The organism is Blautia marasmi, assembly GCF_900258535.1.
In the GTDB taxonomy this organism is placed as follows: Bacteria; Bacillota; Clostridia; order Lachnospirales; family Lachnospiraceae; genus Blautia; species Blautia hominis.
Genome location: NZ_OIWX01000001.1, coordinates 3,022,866 through 3,035,105 on the forward strand (window position 1 = coordinate 3,022,866; position 12,240 = coordinate 3,035,105).

Annotated in this window: 9 protein-coding genes; all 9 read left to right on the forward strand. The window is 49.3% G+C overall.

Annotated elements, in window-relative coordinates:
- The first annotated feature begins 83 nt into the window (after window positions 1–83).
- The 9 genes from C6P39_RS13065 (at window position 84) to hslO (ending at window position 12,222) form a co-directional block, all read left to right on the forward strand.
- Window positions 84–947, forward strand: coding sequence for an alpha/beta hydrolase (locus C6P39_RS13065; RefSeq protein WP_104804060.1), 864 nt, complete (start codon window positions 84–86; stop codon window positions 945–947).
- A gap of 221 nt (window positions 948–1,168) precedes the next feature.
- A complete protein-coding gene (locus tag C6P39_RS13070) occupies window positions 1,169–2,677 on the forward strand; it encodes an ABC transporter substrate-binding protein (RefSeq protein WP_104804061.1) in 1,509 nt (502 codons plus the stop codon).
- 136 nt (window positions 2,678–2,813) lie between these two features.
- Window positions 2,814–3,737: an ABC transporter permease gene (locus C6P39_RS13075; protein WP_104804062.1), complete on the forward strand. Its 924-nt coding sequence runs from the start codon at window positions 2,814–2,816 to the stop codon at window positions 3,735–3,737.
- 11 nt (window positions 3,738–3,748) lie between these two features.
- A complete protein-coding gene (locus C6P39_RS13080; RefSeq protein WP_104804063.1) occupies window positions 3,749–4,651 on the forward strand; it encodes a carbohydrate ABC transporter permease in 903 nt (300 codons plus the stop codon).
- 10 nt (window positions 4,652–4,661) lie between these two features.
- Window positions 4,662–6,452 carry a sensor histidine kinase gene (locus C6P39_RS13085; protein WP_104804064.1) on the forward strand — a complete coding sequence of 597 codons (1,791 nt, stop codon included), beginning with the start codon at window positions 4,662–4,664 and terminating at the stop codon, window positions 6,450–6,452.
- Window positions 6,433–8,052, forward strand: a complete 1,620-nt coding sequence (locus C6P39_RS13090) for a response regulator transcription factor (RefSeq protein WP_158661559.1) — start codon at window positions 6,433–6,435, stop codon at window positions 8,050–8,052. Before C6P39_RS13085 ends, C6P39_RS13090 begins: the two co-directional genes overlap by 20 nt.
- Complete coding sequence (gene bglX, locus C6P39_RS13095; protein ID WP_104804066.1) at window positions 8,049–10,256, forward strand: beta-glucosidase BglX; 2,208 nt, start codon at window positions 8,049–8,051, stop codon at window positions 10,254–10,256. Before C6P39_RS13090 ends, bglX begins: the two co-directional genes overlap by 4 nt.
- A 250-nt stretch (window positions 10,257–10,506) precedes the next feature.
- Window positions 10,507–11,268 carry a class I SAM-dependent DNA methyltransferase gene (locus C6P39_RS13105; protein WP_104804068.1) on the forward strand — a complete coding sequence of 254 codons (762 nt, stop codon included), beginning with the start codon at window positions 10,507–10,509 and terminating at the stop codon, window positions 11,266–11,268.
- Window positions 11,269–11,337: 69 nt separating this feature from the next.
- A complete protein-coding gene (gene hslO, locus C6P39_RS13110) occupies window positions 11,338–12,222 on the forward strand; it encodes an Hsp33 family molecular chaperone HslO (protein ID WP_104804069.1) in 885 nt (294 codons plus the stop codon).
- Window positions 12,223–12,240: the final 18 nt, after the last annotated feature.

Sequence of the window (12,240 nt, forward strand, 5' to 3'; positions counted from 1 at the left end):
CAGGGAAAGAATACAGTGCGCGGCTATGTAACGGTTCCGTTTTTGAACTGTTGCGCAGCAATAAAAATCAGGAGGATCAGGCAATGAAAAAAACAATTCAAGTAGAGATCAAAGAGCCTCAGTATATCGTGGACACCAATGTCACCTTTGCCCAGGTGCGTGACTGGTTTGGGCATACAACGAAAGATTTGAAGATGGATATTATTTTTCCGGAGCAGGGGGAGAAAAGAAGTCCGTGCATTATCTGGATATGCGGCGGAGCCTGGCAGCAGATGAGCACAAGTGCCCATCTGGCTTATCTGGCAGATTTGGCAAGACAGGGATTTGTGGCTGCCAGCGTCCAGTACCGGACCAGCAATGAAGCCATATTTCCCGCCCAGCTCCAGGACATTAAAGCAGCGGTCCGGTATCTGAGGGCACATGCGGAGCGTTACTGCATAGACAGCGAACATTTCGGCGTTATGGGTGAGTCGGCAGGCGGACATCTCACAGCCATGGCTGCACTTACGGGGGACAGAAGAGAGTTTGATACAGGGGACTATCTGGAGTATTCAAGCGCCGTACAGGCAGCCTGCCCCTGGTACCTGCCCGCAGATATTACCAAAATGCCTGTGGATGCGGCAAGGGATATGCAGGCCGCACCGGAATCTCTTCTGATAGGTATGAACGCAGTCCATCACCAAAAAGAAGCCCTGAACGCGTGCCCGGTCAGCTATGTGACCAAACAGGCACCGCCATTTTTACTGCTTCACGGGTTATGTGACCGCACAGTCCCCTTTTCCCAGAGCGAGGCCATGTACGCTGCTCTTGAGGAAAAAGGCGCAGATGTACAGCTCGTAGCCATTGAGGGGGCGGATCATGCGGACATCCGGTTTTTCCAGAGAGAGGTATGGGATTTGATCACTGGATTTTTTAAGGAGAAGCTGGCAGAGAAAAGCGGAAAATAACCGGGCAAAACGGGAAGGGTGCCAAACTGCTGCCAAGGATAATTTTATATGAGCCGGGAAAAAAGCCTGTATACCATGATATCAATGAGGTATACAGGCTTTTGACGTTGCCTGTGTGTGTCAAATCAGTGATATTTTTAAGTCAGACCAGTTATAGAAAAGAAACAGGGAAAAGAATAAGATAGACGTATCAAAGGAACAGAAATGAAGGAGGAAATCACATGAAGAAAAAGATAGTAGCTGCCATGCTCACAGCAGCCATGGTATTGTCACTGGCAGCCTGCGGAGGCGGAAGTGGCAGTGAGGGTGAGGGGACAGCATCTGGGGATGACGGAAAGGAACCTTACACGGTGACTATGGTACTGCAGGGCAGCCAGCCAGCTGACGAAGAGCGGATCGAGGAGAAGATCAATGAGATCCTGGAAAAGGAGGTAAATGCCAATCTGGATATCGTAGTGCTTCCCTGGGCCAGCGCCACACAGCAGCTCCAGCTTATGCTTGCAGGTGATGAAAAGATTGACTGCTTTTATACAAATGCCACCAATGCCATCCAGTACATGCACAGCGGACAGATCATGGACATGTCAGAGCTGGTGGAAAAATACGGAAAGAACCTGAAAGAAATTTATGGCGGGGATGTACTGAACAGCAACACAATGGATGGTTTCATGTACGGCGTGCCAAACCAGATTGAAAGAGGAAGTATCCCTGCTGTCTTCATGAGAAAAGATCTGGTGGAGAAGTATAACATAGATACCTCAGCGATCAAAGCCCCCAAAGATATGGAATCTGTATTTGAGACAGTAAAAGCAGGGGAGCCGGACATGACCATGCTGTTTTCCATCAATGAGGGAGATACACCGCTGACAAGACTGTTCGGAGGCGACCCCTTGTCAGATGCCAACTACCTGGGCGTGCTCATGGATCAGGAAAACGACACTACCATCACCAATTTCTTTGCCAGCGATTGGTATAAGGATACCACTACCATGCTCTATGACTGGTATCAGAAGGGATATATCAGCAAGGATGCGGGAACAGATACAGAAAACTGGCGTACTGTCTGCAAGGCCGGCAATCTGTTCTCCCTGTTTTTTGCCTATCATCCGGGAACGCCCGTGGAATTCAAAAGCTCAACCGGGTATGACTTTGAGATTATTCCGTTCAGGGATTACCCAATCAAAAACTGCCAGACCTACAACGGTATTATCTACTCCATTGCGCAGAACTCAGAGAACCCGGAAAAGACCATGGAAACCCTTGATTACATCTATGGCAGCCCGGAGATCATGAATCTGCTGAACTGGGGTGAGGAAGGCGTGGATTATGTCATAGAGGATGAAGAAAACGGCATCATTAATTATCCGGAAGGCATCACCGCCGACAATGTGGGATACAGCCTGAATCTGGGCTGGGAGCTGCCCAACCAGTTCATCGCACACAAATGGACCGGCTCTGATCCGCAGCTTTGGGAGAAGATGGAGGAATTCAACGATTCCGCAAAAGAGTCAAAAGCAGTGGGCTTCTGCTTTGACAATACCCAGTATGAAAGCCAGGTGGCTGCCCTTGCCAATATTGTAAAACAGTACACCGGCTCGCTGAACAGCGGTTCCGCTGACCCTGAGACGTATCTGCCTGAATTTTTGGATGCTCTTGAGGCAGCAGGTATTGATGAGATCATTCAGGCAAAACAGGAACAGTTTGACAAATGGCTGGAAGAGAATAAATAAACCGCGTTATTTTTGACAACAGGCTGCCGCTCTATAGAAAAAGCTCTTAGTGCGGCAGCTTTTTTGCGGGAAAGAAACCGTTGCCGGAGTGTGTCTGAATGAATTTAGACACACTCTAAGACAGAGGAGGAAGAATATGAAGAAAAGATCCAAGCTCAGTGTCTACAAACAGCACTGGCCTTTATACCTGATGATGCTGCCGGGCCTTTTGTACCTGCTGATCAACAACTATATTCCCATGGGAGGAATCGTGATCGCCTTTAAGAAGCTGAACTTTGCAAAAGGCATATTTGCAAGTCCCTGGTGCGGTCTGGATAACTTTAAGTTTTTATTCCAGTCAAAGGATGCATGGATCATTACCAGAAATACACTGCTTTACAACGTGGCCTTTATAGCTGTAAATATGATCGTAGGTATTGCGGTTGCCATATTGATCTGTGAAGTGCGGAACAATAAAATGAAAAAGCTCTACCAGAGCGCCATTTTGCTGCCGTTCCTCATGTCCATGGTAATACTTAGCTACATTGTTTATGCACTGCTCAGTTCCGAGAACGGCTTGATAAACAACACCATTTTAAGTGCTCTCGGAAAAGAGCCGGTGCAGTGGTATCAGCAGCCGAAATACTGGCCGTTTATCCTAGTATTTGCCAACTGCTGGAAGGGGGTGGGATATGGGTGCCTCATCTATATTGCTTCGATCATCGGTATTGACCCGTCCTACTATGAAGCCGCCAGCCTGGACGGTGCAACGAAATGGCAGCAGATCACAAAAATCACTCTGCCAAGCCTGGTACCCACCATCGTTACCCTGCTTCTGCTAAATATCGGACGTATTTTCTATTCGGATTTCGGCCTGTTCTATCAGGTGCCCATGAATTCCGGGGTTCTCTTTCCGACCACCAATGTGATCGACACCTATGTGTACAGAGCACTCATTGAGCGGGGAAATATCAGTATGTCTTCCGCGGCAGGCGTGTACCAGTCCGTTGTGGGATTTGCTATTGTCATGCTGAGCAACTGGGTCGTGAGAAAAGTAGATAAAGAACAGGCATTGTTTTAGGAGGAGAGGGAATGAAAAATTCAGCAAAAGAAAAACGGTATCAGTTTTTTATCAATATAATTCTGATCCTTATGACATTGATCATTGTACTGCCCTTTGTATTGGTGTTCATTTCTTCCGTTACAGATGAAAATACACTGATCCGCAACGGCTACTCATTTTTTCCTGAGAAATTAAGCCTTTACGCTTACCAGTACATTATCAAACAGGGAGAAAAAATACTGCGCGCCTACGGGGTCACCATATTTGTCACCATCGTGGGCACCATTCTGAATATCAGTTTGTCCGCGCTGATGGCTTACCCGCTGACCATCAAGACACTTCCCCACAGAAGGGCACTGACCTTTTTTGTATTTTTTACCATGCTCTTCAACGGCGGCCTGGTACCTACATATCTCATGTATGTGAATTATCTGCACATCAAGAATACGATCTTTGCACTCCTTCTGCCGAACCTGCTGCTGAGTGCCAACAATGTGCTGATGATACGGAGCTATTTTATCACAAGTATACCGGATGCCCTGTTTGAAGCGGCCAAGATAGACGGCGCGGGGCATATGAAGATATTCACCAGCGTGGTTCTGCCACTGGGCAAGCCAATCCTTGTGACTATGGGACTGTTTTCCGGACTTGCCTATTGGAACGACTGGACCAATGGTTTATACTATTTATCAGGGAACCAGGGACAGAAGCTGTTCGGTATACAGAACCTTCTGAACCAGATGATCACGGATATCCAATACCTGGCAAGCGGAAAAGTCGTGGGAAATATCGGTGCGGAGGTTGCCAAGCTTCCAACAACATCCATCCGAATGGCTATTGCATTCATAGCCATGCTGCCGCTGTTTATCGTGTATCCATTCCTTCAAAAATATTTCTCGGAGGGAATCACTCTGGGGGCAGTGAAAGGATAAGAAACAAAAGATGAAAGTTCCGAAATACAGAAAACAAAAAAGTATGGCCCAGCAGATGAAGGCCATCCTCATCATTCTCATGGTAGTGCTGGCTGTGTATGTGGGTGTCAGCGCCATGCTGCTTGGAAGGACCAGAAAACAGGCCATTCAGGAGATGGATGAAATGTCAAAGCTCTATACAGATGAGCTGGACAACCGTTTCCTGCGGATCAGCCGGAGCTTGTTTTCCAATATCATGGAGAAAAACCAGGGGTATTCTGTATTGGGGGACTACATTGAGACAATGGAGCATTCCGATGATCCCATAAAAATAAATAACGCAGTCAGCAATCTGCGGAGGATCTGTCTCTCCTATGCGTGGGAGTACGGCACAGAATACCACTTTTTCCTGTACTTAAAGGAGAATGATATGTTCACTATGCTCACCATGACGGGAGTGGGGTATGACATTGATAAAGACCTGGAGGATGCGGTGAGAAACCAACTGGGGCTTATCACGGATACCTCCTACTCGGTCAAGAAAAAGTGGAACCGAATGGACAGCGGCGAAGAAAATTATATCTGCAAAATAGCCCAGAACCAGGATGTGTACATGGGCTGCTATGTGAATGTGAAAAGTATCCTGGAGCCTTTCACTGACACGATCGTGGGCGATGACGGCTATGTGCGCCTGGTGGACGCCAAGAACCGGGTGGTGGGCCAGATCACCAGCAAGGGCATAGAACAGGAACCGGATTCCCGGGAGGCGAACAGCGGATACTCACTCAGCAAAAATCTGAATCAGGCCCCCTTTGGCATCCAGATGAAGATATCAGGGGACAAAATACTGGGTGTCATGATGGGCAGCCTGGGATTCCTTTTAGTCCTGGCAGCAGCACTGGTCCTGGCCGGGGCCGCAATCCTTTTATATCTGAAAAAATATCTGCTGGAGCCTGTGAGGGAATTTACGGATAACCTGACAAAATATGATGACGATGACTATACCTTCCACATCACAGAAAACAACCTGATGGAGCTGGAGCAGATTGACGGCAAGTTCAAGAGAATGATACATCAGATCCGCCGTCTGAAGATCACTTTGTATGAACAGGAGCTGGAGAAACAGAAGATAGAGATGGATTATCTGAAGCTACAGATCCGTCCTCATTTTTATCTGAACTGTCTGAATTTTATTTACAGCATGATTGATTTCAAACAGTACGGCAATGCCCGGAAGATGACCAAGACCACCTCAGACTACCTTCAGTATGTATTCCGCAGCACCAGCGGCCTGGTGCCTGTAAAAGCGGAGGCGGCACACTGTGAGGACTATCTGAAAATACTGCTCCTGCGCTACCCGGACAGCTTTGAATACTATTTTGAGATAGATCAAGAGGTGGAGAATGGGGAGATATTCCCTTTCATGCTCCAAGTTTTTGTGGAGAATGCGGCAAAACATGCGCTGACCCTGGAGGAGAAGATATTGATCTCAGTCACGGCATTTCCGGAGGACAGGGAAGATGGGAAATACATCAATCTGTATATTTCCGACACCGGAAGGGGATTTCCCAAACATGTTCTGGAGAGGCTGAAGCATGGGGAGGGTATCAGCGAAAACGGCAGTCATGTGGGGATTGAAAACTGTCTGAAGCGTTTCCGTTACTATTACGGGGGACAGGGGGAGATCAATTTTGACAACAGCCCTCTTCAGGGGGCCATTGTGGATATCCACATTCCTTTCCGGGAGCATAAGAAGGAGCATGATCCGGGGTTGGCAGAGAAAACTGTTCAGGGAGGTACCGATGAATCTGTTATTGGTTGACGATGAGGAATATGTGATAGAGAGTATTAAGAAAAATGTAGACTGGGATCTGCTGGATGTGGAGCAGATTTATACGGCGTCCTCCATGCAGCAGGCCCAGACGGTCATGGGACTCATGCCCATCCATGTGATCGTGAGCGATATTGTCATGCCCAAAGGCAGCGGTTTCGATTTTATGGAGTGGGTGCGCAGGGAAGCCTACGAGGTGCAGGCCATATTTCTCACCAGCTATGCCGAGTTTGATTTCGCACGCCGTGCCATTGCCCTGGACAGTGTGGATTATCTGCTGAAGCCCATAGACTTTACAAAACTTACCGCCGCCATCCGGAAGGCATCCGACAGGGTAAAGGCAGCCCAAAATTACCAGGTTTACCGCCAGGAGAGCAGGATATGGGAACAGAACAGAGAGATCCTTCTGAAAAATTTCTGGTCTGAGCTGCTCTCGGGCAGGATGAAACGATCCGCCATAGAGGAGGAGATCAAAAAAAGGAATCTGGATTATAAACCGGAGGACAGGTTTCTGGCAGTGCTCCTGCATCTGTCCGGCAGAGGTGGAAGAGAGAAAAGGGAACACTGGGATGAAAAGATTCTGCTATTTATCATAAAAAATATTCTGGGGGAGCTGGCAGAAGAATATCAGGTGACTCTGGAAACGGTCTCGCCCTGCCGGAAAGACAGCTATACGGTTATATGCCGGGGCGCGGTCCGGAATTTGGAGAGACTCAGCGAGGAAGGTGTATTTTCCTCTTTTCGGAATCTGCTGGGGGAGCGTATGCAGATGGATATCTGGTGCGGAGCCGGCAGCAGTGTGGAGATCGGTGTTTTGGAGGAATGCCTTGCCCAGTTACAGGACATGCGGGACAACAGCCTGACTGTTTGGGATAAAGTCCTGTATCTGTCCGATTTCCGGCAGCCCTGCATTTCCTATCAGAATAAACAGCGCGCCGTGTGGGAGGCCCTTCTCGGTGAGCAGAAACCGGAAGCGCTGATAGGCAGTATGCGGCAATACCTCACAGAACTTGCGGGACGCGAACTGGTCACACGTGACCTATTAAAAAGCTTCCGCATGGACATTACCCAGATAACCTACACCTGGCTTGCTGCAAGGGAGATCAAGGCCCATCTGCTCTTTGCGGGAAGTGAGAACGAACAATATTACCAGGAGGCACTGGAGAGTGTGGAAGGTGCCATGCAGTTTGCTTCCCACCTGGTGACCAGGGCTGTGGAATACACAAAATACATCAACAAAAGCGAATCCGTGGCAGACCAGTTAAAAGAATACATAGACACACACTACCAGGAGGATATCAGAAGGGAGACCTTGGCTGAACTCGTATATCTGAATGTAGACTATATGTCCAGGATCTTTAAAAAGGAGGCAGGCATATCCATCAGTGCCTACCTGATGCAGAAACGGGTGGAGGCAGCCAAAAAAATGCTGACCCAGAGCAGTCTGCCCATCAACACGGTTTCCATCTATGTGGGATACAGCAATTTCTCCTATTTTACAAAAATGTTCCGGGAGAATACAGGATTCTCACCCCTGGAATACCGCAGAAAATTTAAAAAGAATCAAGAAAACAGAGAGGAACGATCATGACAAGACAACAATTAATCCAACTTTTAAAAGATATGCCGCTTCAGGAAAAAGTCAATCAGATGTTACAGGTGGCCGGCAATTTTTACATGGACGACACCGTTATCACAGGCCCCATGAAGGAGAACGGCTTCACAGAGGAGAACATCTCCCAGGCCGGTTCCGTTTTAGGTGCCCTCGGCGCGTCAAAACTAAAAGAAATCCAGAAAAACTACATAGAAAAACATCCGCACAAAATCCCGCTGCTCTTCATGCTGGACATCATCAACGGTTTCCGCACCATTTTTCCCATTCCTCTGGGACAGGGTGCCACCTTTGAACCGGAGTTATCCGAAAAGTTAGCAGCCGCAGCAGCCAAAGAGGCTGCCGTCAGCGGCCTTCATGTGACTTTTGCCCCCATGGTGGACCTGGTAAGGGATGCCCGCTGGGGCAGAGTCATGGAATCCACCGGGGAAGACACCTATTTAAACAGTCTCTTCTCCGAAGCCATGGTCAAAGGCTTCCAGGGGGATGACCTGAAAGCTCCCTACAAAATAGCAGCCTGCGTGAAACACTTTGCAGGATACGGCGCCCCCACAGCGGGCCGCGATTACAACACCGTGGAGCTTTCCGAACACACCCTGCGTGAATTTTACCTTCCCTCCTACAAAGCTGGCATCGACGCAGGCGCAGCCCTGGTCATGACCTCCTTCAACACCATAAACGGAGTCCCGGCAACCGGCAATAAATGGCTCATGCGCCACATCCTGAGAGAGGAAATGGGCTTTGACGGCGTCCTCATATCCGACTGGGCCGCCATTGAGGAGATCATTTACCACGGCTACTGCGAAGATCGAAAAGAGGCAGCCGTAAGAGCAGCCGAGGCAGGCGTTGACATTGACATGATGACCGGCATCTACTCTGAGCATCTGACAGCTCTCATAGAGGAGGGAATCCTGGATGAAGCACTGATAGACGAAGCAGTTCTCCGCATTCTGGAATTGAAAAACAAACTGGGCCTCTTTGAGAACCCATACAAAGACGCGGACGAGGCCAAAGAAAAAGAGATCATCCTATGCGAAGAACACAAAACCCTTGCCAGGGAAGCTGCCCGCAAGTCCTTCGTCCTCCTGAAAAATGAGTCTGTCCTTCCCCTTAAAAAAGGACAGCACATTGCATTCATAGGCCCCTACACAGACAACCGTAACATGTCAGGCTCCTGGTCCTTCATCGGCAAAGCAGAAGACACCCTGACCCTCCGGGAAGCCGCCCTGGAATCTCCTGAAACTGCAGAAGCCACCTTCCATCCAGGCTGCCCCCTCCTTGGAAACGACATCCATCTGGAAGGCTTCACAGAACAGACAGAGGAACCTGTTTCCCCCGTTCAGCAGCAGAAAATGCTCACAGACGCCATAGAAGCTGCCAAAAAAGCAGACCTAGTCATCATGCCTTTAGGCGAGCACTACGTCCAATCCGGCGAGGCCACCAGCAATGCCAACATACAGATACCCCAGATCCAGCAGACCCTGTTCAATAAAATTTACGAGGTAAACCAGAACATTGCAGTCATCCTCTTCTCCGGAAGACCCCTGGACATCAGAGAACTTTCCCATAAAGCCAAAGCCATCCTCCAGGTCTGGATGCCCGGAACCGAAGGTGCCCACGCTATTATGGACATTCTCACAGGCATCTTCGCCCCCAGCGGTAAACTCCCCATGAGCTTCCCCTACAGTGTCGGCCAGGTTCCTGTCCACTACAACGAATACGCCACCGGCCGCCCCTATACCGGAGCAGACAAAGACCGCTTCCGCTCCAAATACCTGGACATCCCCAATGCCCCCCTATATCCCTTCGGATACGGCCTGAGCTACACCACCTTCTCCCTCTCCCCCATAGAGCTGGACAAGTCTGCAATGACCAAAACCGAAACCATCCAGGCATCCATAACCATCAAAAACGAAGGCTCCTTACCCGGAACCGAAGTCATCCAGCTCTACATCCACGACCGAGCCGCCACCGTCGTCCGCCCCGTCAAAGAGCTAAAACACTTCCGCAAGATCCACCTCCAGCCCGGTGAATCCCAAAAAGTAACCTTCCACATCACGGACCGGGACCTCCGTTTCCTCACCGAACACTCCCGCCTGGAAAGCGAACCCGGCACCTTCGACCTCTACATAGGCACCGACAGCACCACCACCAACCAAACCCAGTTCACCCTCATACCCTAACTAAAAAGTATATTCTTATACAAATATACAATCCCTCTCCCGCTTAGAATCTTACAAGCAGGAGAGGGCTTTTTTCCTTTCCTTTCCACAACCCAGCGGCCATCCAATACCAGGGGAATCCGGTGCGGCGTGGGGGAGGGCGGGGATATCCAGGGGGCGATNCCCGTCCACATTGCATTCCGCCTCCCCCTCTTGCACCACCCCCCTTTTCGTGATAGTATAAAAAAGAAAAAAACCACGGAGGCACCCCATGAGTTCCTACGAAAATTTCGCCCGCGTATACGACCTCTTTATGGACAACATCCCCTATGAAGAATGGTGCGCATATCTCACCGGGCTTTTGAGAGAATATAACATAGAAGACGGCCTGATCCTGGAATTAGGCTGCGGCACCGGCAATGCGACTAGGATCCTGTCATCATCCGGCTACGACATGATAGCCATAGACAATTCCCCGGACATGCTGGAGATCGCCATGGAGAAAAAAGCGGAAGACGGCCAGGACATCCTCTACATTCTGCAGGACATGCGCGAATTCGAGCTTTACGGCACTGTGCGGGCAGTAGTCTCCATCTGCGACAGCATGAACTACATCACAGAAAAGGAAGACCTCCTGGAAGTGTTCCGTCTGGTCAATAACTACCTGGATCCAAAAGGCATTTTCATATTTGACCTGAACACCCCCTACAAATACAGAGAGATCCTGGGCGAACAGACCATAGCTGAGGACAGGGAGGATGCCAGCTTTATCTGGGACAACTATTTTGATGAGGAGGAGAACATCAACGAATACGATCTCTCCCTCTTTATTCCTGAGGAGCACAGCGGGGAGATCCTCTACCGCAAATATGAGGAAGTCCACTACCAGAAAGCTTACACCCTGGAGGAGATCAGACGTGTCATAGAGGCATCCGGCATGAAATTCCTTGCGGCTTATGATGCCTTTACCCATGATCCGGTAAAGGAAGACAGTGAGCGCATCTATATCCTTGCACAGGAAAGCGGAAAATAAAAAGCGATTCCCACAGGCTGCGCGATCAGAAATAAACCTGTAGGTAATTATAATAAAAGGAGAAATAACATGGCAGACTATATAGTAAGAGCAACCGCAGCAAACAGCCAGATCCGTGCATTTGCTGCAACCACAAGAGATTTGGTAGAGTACGCCCGGGCAGCACACAACACAAGCCCGGTAGCCACAGCAGCCCTGGGCCGCCTTCTCACAGCCGGAAGCATGATGGGTGTTATGATGAAGGGCGATAAAGATTTACTGACCCTGCAGGTCAAGGCAGGAGGCCCTCTGGAAGGTATCACCGTGACCGCGGATTCCAAAGGAAATGTCAAAGGCTATGTGGGGAATCCCAATGTCATCCTCCATGCAAACGACAAGGGAAAACTGGACGTGGCAGGAGCCGTAGGCGTGGGCTTCATGAATGTGATCAAGGATATGGGGCTGAAAGAGCCATATGTGGGCCAGACGGTACTGCAGACCAGTGAGATCGCCGAAGATCTGACCTATTATTTCGCCACAAGCGAGCAGGTGCCCTCCTCTGTGGGCTTAGGCGTTCTGATGGAAAAAGACAACACCGTAAAACAGGCAGGGGGCTTTATTATCCAGCTCATGCCTTTTACAGAGGAAAAGGTGATCAGCCGTCTGGAAGAAAACCTGAAAAATGTAACCTCTGTGACCACCATGCTGGAGGAGGGCCACACCCCCCAGTCCCTGCTGGAAACCCTGCTCAATGGTTTTGACATAGAGATCAACGAGACCATTCCCACACAGTTCTACTGCAACTGCAGCAAAGACCGGGTGGAAAGAGCACTCATCTCTGTGGGCAGAAAAGAACTGCAGGATATGATCGATGAGGGGAAAGAGATTGAGATGAACTGCCATTTCTGCAACAGGAATTATACATTCTCTGTGGAAGAAATGAAAAATATATTAAAACGCTGCAAAAGAGGGTAGAGAAAGGTCAGGTACAAT